Source organism: Sphingomonas sp. DC5200-1, from assembly GCF_049897245.1.
GTDB classification, from domain to species: domain Bacteria; phylum Pseudomonadota; class Alphaproteobacteria; order Sphingomonadales; family Sphingomonadaceae; genus Sphingomonas; species Sphingomonas aquatilis.
On sequence record NZ_JAFCVW010000001.1, the window covers coordinates 188,282 to 203,171 of the forward strand.

A 14,890-nucleotide genomic window follows, 5' to 3' on the forward strand; every position below is an offset into this window, starting at 1 on the left:
TCATTGGCCTCGCCGCCGCCGCCGTCAAGGACGCAGCGCCGCTACCGCCCGATCACCATGACCAGCGGATCCAGCGCCTGCCCGGTGGGCAGCCGCCCCTCCACCGACAGCCGGCCGCGGGCATCGTCCCACACCAATGTCGCGCTGCGTCCGCCCCCCGTGCGCCACGCATTGGTCGTCCCGTCGTCGTCGTACAGCGTGAAGCGCGCGTCCCGCCCCGGATAGACGCGCACCTTGGCCAGCCCCTGCTCGCGGGCGGTGCTTTGCACCTGCTCCCCGATCGGCAGGATCGATCCGGCGCGCACGAACACCGGGATGCGGTCGATCGGCGCCGCCGCGTCGATCCACTGGCCGCCGGTGTGGCGCTTGTCCGTCCACAGATCGTACCAGTCCGTCCCGGCGGGCAGATAGACGCGACGGCTGGTCACCCCCTGTTCGGTGACGGGCGCGACCAAGAGGGCGGGGCCGAACATATATTCGTCGCCCAGCGTCTTGGCGGTCGCATCATTGGGGAAGTCCATGAACAGCGCCCTCATGAACGGTGCGCCGGTCACGCTGGTCTGGCGTCCCAGCGCATAGATGTAGGGCAGCAGCTCGTAGCGCAGCCGCAGCGAGGCGGCGAGCACCGGTTCGGCTGCCGTGCCGTAATCCCAGATCGCCGTCGCCGGCCGCTGACCATGGATGCGCAGCGTCGGCGTAAACACATTATACTGGAACCAGCGCACGAACAGCTCGGGATAGTCGCGATACGACGGCGCCATGGCGGTCGCGCCCGCCGGATCGAGGAGCACGGGGCGCTGCGCCGCCGGGCCGTTGGGCCATTGCCACCCGCCCGTATCGCTCGACCAATAGGCGATCCCGCTTGCCGTCATGCCGAGCCCCGCCGGCACCTGCCGCCGCAACGCCTCCCACGTCGATCGCACGTCCGACGACCAGAACAGACAGCCGTTCGCCTGCGTCCCCAGATACGCCGCCCGGCACAGGATCAGGTTGCGCATATCCGGCCGGTCGCGCGCCGAGCCCTCCGCAACGCTCAGCGTATGGATTAGCGGAAAGACGTTGTGATAGCGATCGCCCGTGCCGATCGCATAGTAGAAGCCGTCCGGCACCAGATCGGGTTCGGTCTCGTCCAGCCAGGCGAAGTCGAAGCCGGCGCTGAAGATATCGTCGCGGATCTTGCCCCAATACCAGGCCCGCGCGTCCGGATTGGTGCTGTCGATCAGCGCGCCCGCGCGATCCGACCGGATCGGGAGCCCGTCGACCGGCTTGCCGTCCTTGTCCTTTAGCAGCCAGCCCTTGGCGGCGAGCGTGTCGAACCAGCGGCTCTCCTTCTCGAAGCGCGGCCAGATGCTGACGATGCTGCGGACGCCCTGCGACTTCAGATGGGCGTTCATGGCGACCGGATCGGGAAACGCCGTCCGGTCGATGTCCATCTGCCCCATCCGGGTCCAGTAGAACCAGTCGAGCACGATGATGTCGAGCGGATAGCGGCGCTGCCAGTATCCGTCCGCCACCGCGGTCAGCTCCGCCTGCGTCTCGTAGCGCGCCTTGCTCTGGATCAGGCCGAAGGCCGATTTGGGCGGCAGCGGCGTCGCGCCGGTCAACCTGGCATAGCCCGCATACAGATCGTCGCTGGTCCGCCCGGCGATGACGAAGAACGACACGCGCTCGCCGACGTTGGATTGCAGATGCGTCTGGCTGTGCAGGCCGGGCGAGACGATCGTCGCCGACGGATTGTCCCACAGGATCGCATAGCCTTTGTCCGTCACCATGAACGGCACGCACACCGCTTCGCCGGCGGGGCGATCGTAATCGTGGCGGCAATCGATCGTCCGCCCGCGCAGGTCGAGCACGCCGTCCTGATATTGGCCCAGGCCGTAATAATGCGTGTCGGGCGTGTCGGCGAAGGTCGCGCCGACGCGGAACGTATGCTCGCCCGTCACGTCATGCGGCGCCATCTCCCACCCAGTCATCGCGGTCAGCGGCGTGCCGTCGGCACGGTCGAAGCGGATCGACACGGGCGGGAGGGACGGGGCGAAGTAGCGCTCCATCTGGCTCGGCGGCTTGGGCCAGGGTTGCGCCGCCACGGTCACGCGCAGGTCGCTCGAGGCGAAGACGTCGCCGCCGTCACTCCCCCGCTGTCGGCTCCAGCCCGCGGCATCGCTTTTGCCGGAAATGCCATAGCCCGGCAGGCCTTCCGCTTGGCCCCGATCCGTCGCGATCGTCACGCGTACGATCCCCGGCCCGTAGGGCTCCACCGACACCAGCGCCCCATGGCGCTCGACGGTCGCCAGCCGCTGTGCATAGGCCGGCGCGCTGCCCGCCAGCAGCGCGGCAATCAGGGCGAAACGCTTCATCGGCCCGCTCTCCGTTCACCCAGCGCTCGGCGGATCGCCGCCTCGGCCACCGGCCGCATCGCCGCATAGCCCGCCGCCGTCGGATGCACGCCGTCGCTCGCCAGCCCCGGCTTCATCGCGCCTTGCCCGTCGTCCAACACGGGATGGTAATCGACATAGGTGAACCCCTCGCGCTGGGCATATTCCCGGATCCACGCATTCAGCGCCGCGATCTGCGGCACCGGCTGCTTGTCTTTCGCCCAGGGGAAGGCGCCCGCCGGGGGCACGGAGGCGAGGATCACCCGGATGCTATGCGCGCGCGCCAGCTCCGCCATGCTCGCGATATGCCCTTCCACCGTCTCGATCGTCGCCGCACCGGTGTTGCCGGCAATGTCATTGGTGCCGATCATGATGTGGACGGCCTGCGGATGCAGGTCGATGACGTCCTGCCGGAACCGCACGAGCAGCTGCGGCGACGTTTGCCCGCCGATCCCGCGATCAATCACGCCGTTGGTGAAAAAAGCGGGATCGAAATTGATCCAATTGTCCGTGATCGAATCCCCGGCGAACACGACCCGCGGCCGTTCCGTCAGCGCGGCATTGGCGGCGCGATAGCGGCATAGCTGTCCGAAATCGCGGGTCAGAGTGTGCAGCTGCTGCTCGGTCCAGCCAACCTTGGGATGGGAAGGGCAGGGATCGGCGACGATCCCGGTCGGGTCGCTTGCAAAGGGATCCCCGGCGGCGCTGACCTGTGCCGCGGCGGGCACCGCGCCCGTCGCCAGCACCGCGGCGCCCATGACACCCAGCCAACCACTGCCCACGACATTCTCCCCTGCCTCTTGTGAGCGCTATCGTAGCCGCCCGCTCGCGCGTGTCCAACCTATCAGCCGGTCGGATTGAAAAAGGGGCTGTCCTACACGCTTCGTTCGATCTATGTTCCCGGCATAGGCCAAGGGATCGTCACGGAAAAACACCCTCTTCGGCGTGACTTTTGTGACCTTTCGAAGGGACGTTCGTGGACCAGTTGCTTGTCGTTGCCATTCTCGCGCTTGCCGCCGGCCTGCTGATCGGTTGGCTGCTGGCGGCCCGTCGCAGCGGCCGACTCGCCGCCGATCTGGCGGTCGCGCAGAGCAAGGTCGCCGACGCTGAGCTCGTCGCCCGGACGCGCGACGCGGTGGAGCGCGAACGCAACGACGCGATGCGCGAACTCGCCGGCCTGCGCGCGCAGGTGGACGACCGGATCGCCACCGCCGAAGCGCTGCGCACCGAATTGCTCGCCGTTCGCAGCGATCGCGACGCGGCGCGTGCCGATCTCGCCGCTGCGGGCGCGCAGGTCGAGGCCGCGGAGATCCGGCTTATCGATCTCCGCGCCCAGATCGATCAGAGTCTCGCCGCTGCCGACCTGCTCCGCCGCGAACTGGCGACGATCCGCGCCGATCGCGATGCCGCACGCGCCGATCTCGCCGCGATGCAGGCGCAGGGCGAAGCGTTCGAAGCCCGCCTTGCCGACATGCGCGAGGCGAAGGAGCTGATGGCGACGCAGTTCAACGATCTCGCCAACAAGGCGCTGACCGACGCGCAAAAGGCGTTCCTCGATCGCGCCGAGGCTCGTTTCCGCCAATCCGAAGAACTCGCCGGCAGCAACCTCAAGTCGCTGCTCCAGCCGGTCAACGACCGCCTAGCGCGCTATGAAGAGGGCGTCGCCAAGGTCGAGGCCGAGCGTCGCGACGCCTTCGGCGACCTAAAGGGCCAGATCGAGCAGATGCGTCTCGGCCAGGAACGCGTCTCTGGCGAAGCCGCCAAGCTCGTCAACGCACTCCGCAACGCGCCCAAGGCCCGCGGTCGCTGGGGCGAACAGCAGCTGCGCAACGTCCTCGAAACCTGCGGCCTCGCCGAGCATACCGATTTCGCGATGGAGGTCAGCGTCGCGGACGGGGAGGGCGGGCGCCTACGCCCCGACGCGATCGTCCGCGTCCCCGGCGGCAAGTCGCTCATCATCGACGCCAAGGTGTCGCTCAACGCCTATCAGGACGCATTCGGCGCGGTCGACGAGAACGAGCGCCATATCGGCCTCACCGCCCATGCCGCCTCGATGCGCGCGCATATCAATGGCCTCAGCGCCAAGGCCTATTGGTCGCAGTTCGACGATACGCCGGAATATGTCGTGATGTTCGTCCCCGGCGAACACTTCCTTTCCGCCGCGCTGGAGCATGACGCGGGGCTGTGGGACTATGCCTTCGACAAGAAGGTCCTGCTCGCCACCCCCACCAACCTCATCGCCATCGCCCGCACCGTCGCGGCAGTGTGGCGTCAGGAAAAGCTCGCCAGCGAAGCCCGTGCGATCGGCGCGCTGGGCAAGGAGCTGTACGACCGTCTCGCCAAGGCCGGCGAGGATCTGCGCAAGGTCGGCAGCGGCCTCACCACCGCGGTGAACAATTACAACAGCTTCGTGTCGAGCTTTGAGAGCCGTGCTCTGGTGTCCGCGCGGAAATTCCGCGACCTCAACATCGAACCCGGGGCACGCGAGATCGGCGTTGCGGAACCGGTCGAGGCCTTGGCGCGCTACGGCGATGACGTGCTGCGCCTTCCCGACGCAGCCGAATGAGGACCCCGCGATGAAGGGTATGCACCCCGGCGATATCGTGATGGATCAGGACGGCCGCATCGCCGGCATGGTCGCTGGCGATGTCGTCATCCGTCCCGGCTGCGACGTCCGCATCAGCGGCATGGTTGCGGGCGACGTCTATGTCGAAGAGGGCGCCCGCGCCAGGATCAGTGGCATGGTATCCGGCCGCGTCTTCAACGACGGCGGCGCGGTGCGCATCAGTGGCATGATCGGCGGATAGATGGCTTGCTCTACCCTGCGGCCTGTCTGCGGGCAGCATGGGTACAGAAACCGAAACGATCAGCCCCGATCGTTTCGGACAAAGTGTTCATATTGCTGAAAAAAACGGGCAATCACCGGCTCTGCTGAGCCAGCACCTCATAGGCCATCACCGCCGTCGCGACCGCGGCGTTCAGGCTGTCCGCCTTGCCCAGCATCGGGATCTTGACCAGCAGGTCGCACGCCGCGGCATAGTCCGCCGGCATCCCCTGCGCCTCATTGCCCGTCAGCAGGAACGTCGGCGCGGCATAATTCGCCCCGCGATAGTCGTGGGTGGTGTCAAGGCTCAGTCCCACCAGCTGTCCCGGTCCCTGCCGCAGCCAGCCGAGGAACTCCTCCCAACCGCTCCGAACCACGGGCACGGTGAACAGCGCCCCCATGCTCGCGCGGACGGCCTCGACCGAGAAAGGATCGACGCACTCGCCGATCAGGATCAGCCCGCCGGCGCCCACCGCATCGGCGGTGCGCAGGATGGTGCCGAGATTGCCCGGATCGCGCAGCCGCTCGGCGACCAGCCAGATGCCGGCACTGTTGCGGTCGAGATCGGCCAGCGTGCGATCGAACTCGTCGAACACCCCGACGACGGCCTGCGGGTTATCCTTGCCCGACAGTTTGGACAGGATGTCGGGCGTCGTCTGAATCGATTCGCCGCCTGCCATCTCGACATCGATCGACAGGGCATGGACCAGCGGATGGTCGGCATTGGCTGCCGCGTAGAACAGGATGCGGGGCAGGCGGCCTGTCTCGCGCGCTTCGGTCAGGATGCGCAGGCCCTCGGCCATGAACTGCCGCGCGCCGCGACGATGTTTCTTGTCGCGCAGTTCGCGGGCATATTTGACCAGCGGGTTGGAAAAGGCGGTAATCTCTCGGGGCATGGCGTGTCGGGCCTTCGCGCCAGCCGGAGGCTGACGCAAGGCAAAAGCGACACGCCCGGCCGGCGCGGCGAACAGCCGCGTCCGACGACGCGGCTGTTGGCCGCGGCGCTGCCCTAGACGGAACGCCACCCGAACTCCGGCGGCCGCCCCGCTCAGTCTTCGCCGAACTTCGCCTCGACCAGCTCGCACAAGGCGCTCACCGCCGCCTCGGCCCCGTCGCCCGCTGCGCTGATCGTGATCGAATCGCCCTTGGCGGCGCCCAGCATCATCAGCCCCATGATCGACGTGCCGGTCACGGCGCCGTCGTCCTTGCGCACCTGCACCTCGACCGGCTGGCTGGAGGCGAGGGTCACGAACTTGGCGCTCGCCCGCGCGTGCAGGCCGCGCTTGTTGGTGATCAGGACGGTGCGCTCGAGCCCGGCGCTCATGCCGCCGCCTCGCCCAGCACCTCGGATGCGACCGAGATATATTTGCGTCCCGCCTCGCGCGCCGCGGCGACCGCCTCGACCACCTTCATCGACTTGCGCGCCGACCCCAGCCGGATCAGCATCGGCAGATTCATCCCCGCAATCACCTCGACATGCCCGCGCGTCATCAGCGAGATGGCGAGGTTGGAGGGCGTTCCGCCGAACAGGTCAGTCAGCACGATCACGCCGCGCCCCATATCGACCGCCGCGATCGCCGCGGCGATGTCCGCGCGGCGCTCTTCCATGTCGTCGTCGGGACCGATTGAGATGGTGGCGATCCGCTCTTGCGGCCCCACGACATGTACCATGGCGGTCACGAACTCTTCGGCGAGCCGTCCGTGCGTCACCAGAACCAGGCCAATCATATCGGTTACGTTACTCATTTGCTGGCCGGCGGCCCCTCGAGCGAGTCCTGCGGTGCGGCCCCCAGGTCGCGATGCGTAATGGTGGGCGAAAAACCCGCGTCGCGCAACCGTCGAGCGAGATGTTCCGCGACATGGACCGAGCGATGCCGCCCGCCGGTGCAGCCGATCGCGACGCTGACATAGGCTTTCCCCTCAGCGCGATAGCGCGGAATCAGCAGTTCGAGCAGACTGCCGATCTGCTCCATCGCCGCGGGATAGGCGGGGTCTGCCGCAACATAAGCGGAAACGTCGGCGTCCAGACCGGTGCCCGGTCGCAGCACGGGGTCCCAGTGCGGATTGCGCAGGAAGCGCATGTCGAACACCAGATCGGCATTGCGCGGAATGCCGCGGGCGAAACCGAACGACTGGATCGACAGCACCGGGGCGTCGCTGCCCGACACAGCGAAGGTCGACCGCACCTTTTGCGCAAGCATGTTGGCGCTGAGGTCGGTCGTATCGATCAGCCGATTCGCCCATTCGCGCAGCGGTGCCAGCAGCTCGCGCTCACGAGCGATGCCGTCGCTCGCCGGCCGGTCCGGGGCAAGCGGATGGCGCCGTCGCGTTTCCGAATAGCGGCGCTCGAGCTCGGAGCCCGCGCAATCGAGGAACAGCATGCCAACGTCGAGCCCATGGCCTTCGCGCAGCGCGCGGATGCGCTCGATGATCCGTTTGGGGTCGAAGTCGCGCGTCCGCGCACCGATACCCAATGCCAGCGGCTGCGCGCCATCCGCGGCCCCCTGCGCCAGCGGCGCTTCCAACAGTCGATCGAGCAGGGCGAGCGGCAGATTGTCGACCACCTCCCATCCCAGATCTTCCAGCGTCTTCAGCACGGTCGACTTGCCCGCACCCGACAGGCCGGTGACGAGCAGAATGTCCTTGGTCATCAATACATCTCTGCGAAGCGGGCGGAGGGGAGGGGGCGTGTCACGCGGGCGTCGCCCCGGGTTGGCGGACCGCCCATTCGATCTTCAGCGGGGTCGATGCGTGATGCGCGTCGAAGGAAAGCTCGCGGACGGCGATCCCTGCGAGCAGCCGTTGTCGCCGCTCGGGCATGCGATCGGGCTCGCCGCCCAGATGCACGATCAGCGCGACGGGCCGGTCATCGACCTGCGGCATGCTCACGATGCCCAGGCCCCGCACCTCGATCCTGCCCCGGATGGTATCCGGCGCCCGCGCGAGCAGGGTGGTTCCCTGCCGCACCACCAGCGTGCGATCGTCGCTGACCAGCACTGCGCCGCGATCGATCAGACGCAGCGCTAGATCGGACTTGCCAGTGCCGGACACGCCCTGGATCAGCACGACATGCCCATCGATCGCGACACTGGTCGCGTGCAGCATTTCCGACGAAAGAATGGTCATGATGCTCAGTCCGCCGCAGATGGCGCGCCCGCGATCGGCAGGCGCACGACGAAGCGCGCGCCCGCCAGCCGGTCTTCGCGCGATTCGACGATGATGCTGCCCTGATGCGCCTCGACGATGGTTCGCGCAATGGCGAGGCCCAGGCCGCTATGCTGACCGAACGCCTCGCTCTCCGGCCGGATTGACTGGAAGCGCCGGAAGATCGCCTCGCGCGCTTCCTCGGGCACGCCAGGGCCTTCATCCTCGACGCGGACGACGACGTCTTCGTCGCTCCGTGCCGCGGCAATGGCGACGAGACCACCGTCGGGCGAGAAGGATAGAGCGTTCTCGATCAGATTTTCGAACACCCGCTCCAACCGCGCGCCCTCACCCAGCACGACCAGCGGCTGGCCATCATCGTCGACCCGCAACCGGATGTGCCGCTCCACGACGCGCTCGATGCGCTGGGCGACGAGCGCATGGATCATCGCGGCGACATCGATCGGTTCGAAATGCGCCCGGCTGAGCTGCGCGTCGAGGCGCGATGCCTCGGAAATGTCGGTAATCAGCCGATCGAGCCGATGCACGTCGTCGCGCACGATGCCGAGCAGGCGCGCTTGCAACTCCTGGTCTTTCACGCGACCCAGCCCCTCGACCGCCGACCGCAGCGAGGCGAGGGGGTTCTTCATTTCATGCGTCACGTCGGCCGCAAACGCCTCCGTCGCGTCGATCCGCGCGCGGAGTGCGAGGCTCATGTCGGACAGGGCGCGAGCGAGGCTGCCGATCTCGTCGCGCCGCGAGGGCAGGCGCGGCACCACGACCTCGCGCGCGCGCCCCAGCCGCACCCGCACCGCCGCCCGCGCCAGCCGTCGCAGCGGCCTGACGATCGTGCGTGCCAGGAACAACGACAGCAGCACCGAGACGAGCGTCACGACGAGGAGCACGATGCTCAGCCGGAACCGCTCGATCCGCACCGTTTGCGTGATGTCGCGCGCGTTGATCGTACTCATGACCACGCGCTTGCCGGGCAGAGGCGCCGCGACGGTGATGACGGGGGTGCGATCGGGCGCGCGCCAGATGCTGCCCGACACCTTGCTCTGCGCTGCCGCGACGGAAACGTCCGGCCATTCGCGTCCGTCCCCGCGCTCGCGGTACAGGGGCGGGCGGACCGCGCCGACGATCGTATCGATCGCCGCGTCAAGGAAGCGGGCGACGCTCTGGTTCCACGCCTGTTTGTCCGGGTCGAGCAGCACGGCGTTGCGGACGCCGAGGTCCCGACTGTCGGCGATCGTCCGCCCGCCACCATCGAAGATACGCAGCCGTGCGCCGGTGTCCCGCGCCAGTCGCGTGATCAGATCGTCCCGCTGCTCCGGCCCCACCATCGCCAGCGATTCGGCGATCAGCCGCCCTTCGCGGACATATTGCGCCACCCGCGCATCGAGCAGCCGGCTGCGGTACGAATCGAGGTAGAAGAACCCGCCCGCCAGCAGCAGCAACGCGAAGATGTTGACCGCCAGAATGCGACGCGTGAGCGAGATCTGGCCCGACCAGCGCAGCGCGAGGTCACTCGCCTCGCGTCGCCGGTCGCTGCCTTCACTCTTCGGAGAAGCGGTAGCCGGCGCCATACAGCGTCTCGATGGCGTCGAATTCGGGATCAACCTGTCGGAACTTGCGTCGCAGCCGCTTGATGTGGCTGTCGATCGTCCGGTCGTCGACATAGATGTCGTCCTGATAGGCGGCATCCATCAGCTGGTTGCGGGTCTTGACGATCCCGGGGCGCTGCGCAAGCGTTTCGAGAATCAGGAATTCGGTGACGGTCAGCGTGACCGGCGCATCGTCCCAGGTGGTGCGATGCCGCGCCGGGTCCATCGACAGGCGCCCGCGGATGAGCGGGGCCGCCGCCGTCGTGTCGCCCTCCTCGGCGGGGCTGGCCACCGCCTCGGTCCGGCGCAGGATCGCGCGGATGCGGGCGATCAGCAGCCGCTGACTGAAGGGCTTGGCGATATAATCGTCCGCGCCCATCGCCAAGCCGAGCGCCTCGTCCAGCTCGTCGTCCTTGCTGGTCAGGAAGATAACCGGGATCTGGCTCTTCTCGCGCAATCGCCGAAGCAGTTCGAGGCCATCCATCCGCGGCATCTTGATGTCGAAGATGGCCAAGTCGGGCGGATTGTCGGTGAGGGCCTTCAGCGCCGTCTCGCCATCCGAATAGACGCGGGTCAGGAACCCCTCCGTCTGCAGCGCGATCGAGACGGACGTCAGGATATTACGGTCGTCGTCGACCAGCGCGATCGTCGCGGTCATGCTCGGGGGCGCCTTCGATCCATAGAGTGTGGCCTAGGACAAAGCGCGCCGCGGCTCAACACCCGCCCCTGCGGCAAGTGTTTGACGTGTTAAACGCCGTGTCCTATATGATGGGACATCAGCGGCGTGCGCACAGTCCCTCCCCAGGATGTGCAGGCCGTGGCGAGTCATGGGAGGATGATTGTGACCGAGCGCATTCCGCACGCGGGTCTTGCCGTACAGGGTATCGAAACGCGGGCCGACCTGCATTGGAACCTGGTGACGGCGCGGCTGGTCGAGGCGTCCGTCGCGCGCGGCGAGGGCAAGCTCAGCGCCGACGGACCCCTGGTCGTCGAAACCGGCGCCCACACCGGCCGGTCCGCGCAGGACAAATTCATCGTTCGCGATGCCGAAACCGACGGCACCGTCTGGTGGGGCAAATCGAACAAGGCGATGGCGCCGGAGCATTTCGCCGCGCTGAAGGCCGACTTTCTGACGGCGCTGGGCAGCAAGGAACATCTGTTCGTCCAGGACCTGTACGGCGGATCGCAGCCGGAAAACCGCGTGCGCGTGCGCGTCATCAACGAACTCGCCTGGCACAATCTGTTCATCCGCACGATGCTGGTCCGCCCCGAAGAGCATGAGCTGCGCGACTTTCAGCCCGAATATACGATCATCGACCTGCCGACCTTCCGCGCCGACCCGGCGCGTCACGGCACGCGCAGCGAGACGGTGATCGCGGTCAACTTCACCGAAAAGCTGATCCTGATCGGCGGCACGCGCTACGCGGGTGAGATGAAGAAGAGTGTGTTCGGCCTGCTCAACTATCTACTGCCGACGACCGGCGTCATGCCGATGCACTGCTCGGCCAATATGGGCGCGGATGGATCGACCGCGGTGTTCTTCGGCCTGTCGGGCACCGGCAAGACGACGTTGAGCGCCGATGCCAGCCGCACGCTGATCGGCGACGACGAACACGGCTGGTCGGACACGGCCGTCTTCAATTTCGAAGGCGGCTGCTATGCCAAGATGATCCGCCTGTCGGCCGATGCCGAGCCGGAAATCTTCGCGACCACCAAGCGCTTCGGCACGGTGCTGGAAAACGTGGTGATGGACCCCGTCACGCGTCAGCTCGACCTCGACGACAACAGCCTCGCCGAAAACAGCCGCGGCGCGTATCCGATCGACTTCATCCCCAATGCCTCCGAAGAAAATATGGGGGGCGTGCCCAAGAACATCGTGATGCTGACGGCGGATGCCTATGGCGTGCTGCCGCCGATCGCGAAGCTGACGCCAGATCAGGCGATGTACCACTTCCTGTCGGGCTATACCGCCCGCGTGGCGGGGACCGAGATCGGCGTGACCGAGCCGGACGCGACCTTCTCGACCTGCTTCGGCGCGCCGTTTATGCCGCGTCACCCGTCGGTGTATGGCAATCTGCTCAAGGAGCGCATCGCCAAGGGCGGCGTCGACTGCTGGCTGGTCAACACCGGCTGGACCGGCGGCAAGTACGGCGTCGGCAACCGCATGCCCATCAAGGCGACGCGGGCGCTGCTCAACGCCGCGCTCGACGGCAGCCTGAAGGACGCGGAATTCCGCACCGATCCCAATTTCGGCTTCCAGGTGCCGGTTGCGGTGCCGGGCGTCGATGCCGCCATCCTCGATCCGCGCAGCACCTGGGCGGATAAGGACGCCTATGACGCGACCGCCGCGCGTCTGGTCGACCTGTTCGTCGAGAATTTCGCGCAATTCGCCGACCATGTCGACGAGGGCGTCCGTCAGTCCGCGCCGCAGGTGAAGGCGACCGAAGCCGCCTGACGCGCATGGCGCCGCGGGTCCGGAGCGGCTCGCGGCGCTGTCACGCGATCATCGCAGGACTTTCCCCGGCGCGTCACAATCCGCGCGCATGGCGCCGCTCGACGCATAGCCGAGGGGTGGGCAGATGACGGGTAACACGCAGAAGGCCGTGGCCGCAGCGATGCAGCGGCACGGCCATCTTTCCAAACAGGGCCTGCTGGAGCGCGCCTTCACCTGGGCGTTTCGCGGCCTCGTCTATGCGCAGATCTGGGAAGACCCTGTCGTCGATATGGCGGCGCTGGCGATCACGCCGGACTGCCACGTCGTCACCATCGCGTCGGGCGGCTGCAACGCGCTGTCGTATCTGACCGCCAATCCGGCGGCGATCACCGCGGTCGATCTCAACACCGCGCATATCGCGCTCGGCACGCTGAAGCTCGCCGCGGCCCGGCACCTGCCGGATCATGCGAGCTTCCTGCGCTTCTTCGGCCACGCCGCCAGCCGTGACAATCTCGACGCCTATCAGCGCTACATCCGCCCGCATATCGATGAGCCGACGCGCCGCTATTGGGAGGGCCGCGACCTGATCGGCCGACGCCGCATCGGCGGCTTCGCGCACGGCGTTCACAAGCGCGGTCTGCTGGGCCGGTTCATCGGCGCCGCGCATATGCTCGCCAAGCTCAACGGCGTCGATCCGCGCCTGCTGCTCGATGCGCGATCGATCGAGGAACAGCGCGCGATCTTCGATCACAAATTCGCGCCCGTCTTCGACCGGCGCTTCGTCAAGTGGCTGACCGACCAGCCGGCCTCGCTGTTTGGTCTCGGCATTCCCCCTGCGCAATTCGATGCGCTGGCCGGCGAGGAGCGTATGGCCGGCGTCCTGCGCCAGCGCCTGGAAAAGCTCGCCTGTGGTTTCGACCTCAAGGATAATTACTTCGCCTGGCAGGCCTTCGGCCGCCGGTACGGCGAAGGGCCCGCCGCGCCGCTGCCGCCCTATCTGCAAGCCGAGCATTATGACGCCATCGTCGATCGCGTCGACCGCATCGCGCTTGCCCACGCGAATCTGACCGAGCATCTGGCAAGCCTGCCCGACGCGTCGCGCGATCGCTACATTCTGCTCGATGCGCAGGACTGGATGACGGACGCGCAACTGTCCGCGCTGTGGACGCAGATCACCCGAACGGCGCGCCCCGGCGCCCGCATCCTGTTCCGCACCGCCGGGGAAGCAGACATCATCCCCGGCCGCATCCCCGATGCCGTCCTGTCGCGCTGGGCGTATCAGGCCGAGGCATCGAAATCTTTCACCGCGCAGGATCGATCGGCGATCTACGGCGGCGTCCACCTCTACATCCTGCAGGATGCGTGAGGTGGATCATGCCGCGCGGATGGACCGCATCTACGCGGGCCAGCGCCACATCTATGATCTGACGCGCAAATATTATCTGTTCGGCCGGGATCGGATGATCGATCGGCTGGATCTTCAGCCGGGTGCGACCGTGCTGGAGGTCGGCTGCGGGACGGGACGCAATCTGATCCGGGCAGCGCGGGCATGGCCGGACGCGCGTTTCTACGGCCTCGATATCTCGGCCGCGATGCTGGCGACGGCGCGGGCCAAGGTCGCGGCGGCGGGTCTGTCCAGTCGGATCACGTTGGCACAGGCCGATGCCGCAGATTTCGATCCCGTCGCGCTGTTCGGCCTCGCGCGCTTCGACCGCGTCGTCTTCAGCTATACGCTGTCGATGATCCCACCCTGGCGCGCCGCGTTGCAGCAAGGGCTGGCGGTAACGGCCGCGAACGGGCGGCTTGCGGTGATGGACTTCGGCACGCAGGGCGGCTGGCCCGCGTGGTGGCGCACGGCGTTCCTTGCCTGGCTGCGCCATTTCGACGTGACGCCGCGCGCCGATCTGGCGGAGGAGGTCGCGAGCCTCGCCACGCTCGCCAACCGACAGGCCGATACGCGGGCGTTATGGGGCGGTTACGCCTGCGAAGCGACGATCGCCTGAGTCGTCAGCGGCGTTCGACCAGACCCGTGGCGGGCAGGGGTCCTTCGCCCAGCTGAAAGAAGCGTTCGACGATATCGCGCGCGAGCCGCGCGGGCCGCAGCGTTTCCGCATCGAGGCAGCACCAGCTCGATTTCACCTCGGCAACCACCTCTTCCCCGCGGCGGATGACGGTGTCGTAGAAGGCGCGTGCGCCCTGGACCTTTTCCAGCAAGACCGTCGCGATCACGTCGTCGCCCAGGAACGTCGGCTTGCGATAGGTAATCTCATGCTTCAGCGCGACCCACAGATGGGTGGCGACGGCATCGGCGGGCGCGAGCTTCTGCCAATGGCTGACGACGGCGTCCTGCACCCACTTCAGATAGCTTGCGTTGTTGACGTGCCCCATGAAGTCGATGTCGGCCGGATCGATCGGAACCGGAAACTGATGCGGAATGCTCTGCGTCACACCTGTCGATATAGCAGTTCGCGCGCGATCCGACAGGGCCGATCGGGATGGATGCGACGAA

Annotated in this window: 15 protein-coding genes; 5 read left to right on the forward strand and 10 right to left on the reverse strand. The window is 67.2% G+C overall.

Features of this window, described 5'->3' with window-relative positions:
* Window positions 1–41 precede the first annotated feature (41 nt).
* Window positions 42–2,357 (reverse strand): TIM-barrel domain-containing protein, encoded by a 2,316-nt coding sequence (locus ACP7A3_RS00915; protein WP_426254632.1) that lies wholly within the window; start codon window positions 2,355–2,357, stop codon window positions 42–44.
* Window positions 2,354–3,133, reverse strand: coding sequence for an SGNH/GDSL hydrolase family protein (locus ACP7A3_RS00920; protein WP_426254948.1), 780 nt, complete (start codon window positions 3,131–3,133; stop codon window positions 2,354–2,356). The genes ACP7A3_RS00915 and ACP7A3_RS00920 overlap by 4 nt, the downstream gene beginning before the upstream one ends.
* Before the next feature lie 218 nt (window positions 3,134–3,351).
* On the opposite strand from ACP7A3_RS00920, the gene rmuC reads away from it, so the two are divergent.
* Both rmuC and ACP7A3_RS00930 read left to right on the forward strand, forming a co-directional pair.
* Complete coding sequence (rmuC, locus tag ACP7A3_RS00925; RefSeq protein WP_426254633.1) at window positions 3,352–4,941, forward strand: DNA recombination protein RmuC; 1,590 nt, start codon at window positions 3,352–3,354, stop codon at window positions 4,939–4,941.
* A 10-nt stretch (window positions 4,942–4,951) separates the two neighbouring features.
* A complete protein-coding gene (locus ACP7A3_RS00930; RefSeq protein ID WP_017978866.1) occupies window positions 4,952–5,182 on the forward strand; it encodes a hypothetical protein in 231 nt (76 codons plus the stop codon).
* A gap of 112 nt (window positions 5,183–5,294) precedes the next feature.
* Here the strand turns inward: ACP7A3_RS00930 and ACP7A3_RS00935 are convergent, their stop codons facing one another.
* The 7 genes from ACP7A3_RS00935 to ACP7A3_RS00965 form a co-directional block, all read right to left on the reverse strand.
* Window positions 5,295–6,095: a TrmH family RNA methyltransferase gene (locus ACP7A3_RS00935; protein ID WP_426254634.1), complete on the reverse strand. Its 801-nt coding sequence runs from the start codon at window positions 6,093–6,095 to the stop codon at window positions 5,295–5,297.
* 152 nt (window positions 6,096–6,247) lie between these two features.
* On the reverse strand, window positions 6,248–6,523 hold the full coding sequence (locus ACP7A3_RS00940) for an HPr family phosphocarrier protein (RefSeq protein WP_426254635.1): 276 nt from the start codon (window positions 6,521–6,523) through the stop codon (window positions 6,248–6,250).
* Window positions 6,520–6,927 (reverse strand): PTS sugar transporter subunit IIA, encoded by a 408-nt coding sequence (locus tag ACP7A3_RS00945; RefSeq protein ID WP_426254636.1) that lies wholly within the window; start codon window positions 6,925–6,927, stop codon window positions 6,520–6,522. The genes ACP7A3_RS00940 and ACP7A3_RS00945 overlap by 4 nt, the downstream gene beginning before the upstream one ends.
* Before the next feature lie 14 nt (window positions 6,928–6,941).
* Window positions 6,942–7,850, reverse strand: coding sequence for an RNase adapter RapZ (gene rapZ / locus ACP7A3_RS00950; RefSeq protein WP_294212114.1), 909 nt, complete (start codon window positions 7,848–7,850; stop codon window positions 6,942–6,944).
* A 40-nt stretch (window positions 7,851–7,890) separates the two neighbouring features.
* Window positions 7,891–8,325: an HPr kinase/phosphorylase gene (locus tag ACP7A3_RS00955; protein WP_426254637.1), complete on the reverse strand. Its 435-nt coding sequence runs from the start codon at window positions 8,323–8,325 to the stop codon at window positions 7,891–7,893.
* Between the two features lie 5 nt (window positions 8,326–8,330).
* The gene (locus ACP7A3_RS00960; protein WP_426254638.1) at window positions 8,331–9,929 is read right to left on the reverse strand and encodes a stimulus-sensing domain-containing protein; all 1,599 of its coding nucleotides are present in this window, start codon (window positions 9,927–9,929) and stop codon (window positions 8,331–8,333) included.
* A complete protein-coding gene (locus tag ACP7A3_RS00965) occupies window positions 9,898–10,605 on the reverse strand; it encodes a response regulator transcription factor (RefSeq protein ID WP_017978859.1) in 708 nt (235 codons plus the stop codon). Before ACP7A3_RS00965 ends, ACP7A3_RS00960 begins: the two co-directional genes overlap by 32 nt.
* Before the next feature lie 177 nt (window positions 10,606–10,782).
* Here ACP7A3_RS00965 and ACP7A3_RS00970 point away from each other — a divergent pair, with 177 nt between their 5' ends.
* The 3 genes from ACP7A3_RS00970 (at window position 10,783) to ACP7A3_RS00980 (ending at window position 14,384) form a co-directional block, all read left to right on the forward strand.
* Window positions 10,783–12,402: a phosphoenolpyruvate carboxykinase gene (locus ACP7A3_RS00970; protein ID WP_426254639.1), complete on the forward strand. Its 1,620-nt coding sequence runs from the start codon at window positions 10,783–10,785 to the stop codon at window positions 12,400–12,402.
* 124 nt (window positions 12,403–12,526) lie between these two features.
* The gene (locus ACP7A3_RS00975) at window positions 12,527–13,747 is read left to right on the forward strand and encodes a DUF3419 family protein (RefSeq protein WP_426254640.1); all 1,221 of its coding nucleotides are present in this window, start codon (window positions 12,527–12,529) and stop codon (window positions 13,745–13,747) included.
* A complete protein-coding gene (locus tag ACP7A3_RS00980; protein ID WP_426254641.1) occupies window positions 13,740–14,384 on the forward strand; it encodes a class I SAM-dependent methyltransferase in 645 nt (214 codons plus the stop codon). Before ACP7A3_RS00975 ends, ACP7A3_RS00980 begins: the two co-directional genes overlap by 8 nt.
* 4 nt (window positions 14,385–14,388) lie before the next feature.
* Here the strand turns inward: ACP7A3_RS00980 and ACP7A3_RS00985 are convergent, their stop codons facing one another.
* Window positions 14,389–14,829, reverse strand: a complete 441-nt coding sequence (locus tag ACP7A3_RS00985) for an acyl-CoA thioesterase (protein WP_426254642.1) — start codon at window positions 14,827–14,829, stop codon at window positions 14,389–14,391.
* Between the last annotated feature and the right edge of the window lie 61 nt (window positions 14,830–14,890).

Excerpts from the sequence above, each read along its gene's own strand:
- ACP7A3_RS00915 (WP_426254632.1), bottom strand. The coding sequence starts at position 2,357 with ATGAAGCGTTTCGCCCTGATTGCCGCGCTGCTGGCGGGCAGCGCGCCG.
- ACP7A3_RS00920 (WP_426254948.1), bottom strand. The coding sequence starts at position 3,133 with ATGGGCGCCGCGGTGCTGGCGACGGGCGCGGTGCCCGCCGCGGCACAG.
- ACP7A3_RS00930 (WP_017978866.1), top strand. The coding sequence starts at position 4,952 with ATGAAGGGTATGCACCCCGGCGATATCGTGATGGATCAGGACGGCCGC.
- ACP7A3_RS00935 (WP_426254634.1), bottom strand. The coding sequence starts at position 6,095 with ATGCCCCGAGAGATTACCGCCTTTTCCAACCCGCTGGTCAAATATGCC.
- ACP7A3_RS00940 (WP_426254635.1), bottom strand. The coding sequence starts at position 6,523 with ATGAGCGCCGGGCTCGAGCGCACCGTCCTGATCACCAACAAGCGCGGC.
- ACP7A3_RS00945 (WP_426254636.1), bottom strand. The coding sequence starts at position 6,927 with ATGATTGGCCTGGTTCTGGTGACGCACGGACGGCTCGCCGAAGAGTTC.
- rapZ (WP_294212114.1), bottom strand. The coding sequence starts at position 7,850 with ATGACCAAGGACATTCTGCTCGTCACCGGCCTGTCGGGTGCGGGCAAG.
- ACP7A3_RS00955 (WP_426254637.1), bottom strand. The coding sequence starts at position 8,325 with ATGACCATTCTTTCGTCGGAAATGCTGCACGCGACCAGTGTCGCGATC.
- ACP7A3_RS00960 (WP_426254638.1), bottom strand. The coding sequence starts at position 9,929 with ATGGCGCCGGCTACCGCTTCTCCGAAGAGTGAAGGCAGCGACCGGCGA.
- ACP7A3_RS00965 (WP_017978859.1), bottom strand. The coding sequence starts at position 10,605 with ATGACCGCGACGATCGCGCTGGTCGACGACGACCGTAATATCCTGACG.
- ACP7A3_RS00970 (WP_426254639.1), top strand. The coding sequence starts at position 10,783 with ATGATTGTGACCGAGCGCATTCCGCACGCGGGTCTTGCCGTACAGGGT.
- ACP7A3_RS00975 (WP_426254640.1), top strand. The coding sequence starts at position 12,527 with ATGACGGGTAACACGCAGAAGGCCGTGGCCGCAGCGATGCAGCGGCAC.
- ACP7A3_RS00980 (WP_426254641.1), top strand. The coding sequence starts at position 13,740 with ATGCGTGAGGTGGATCATGCCGCGCGGATGGACCGCATCTACGCGGGC.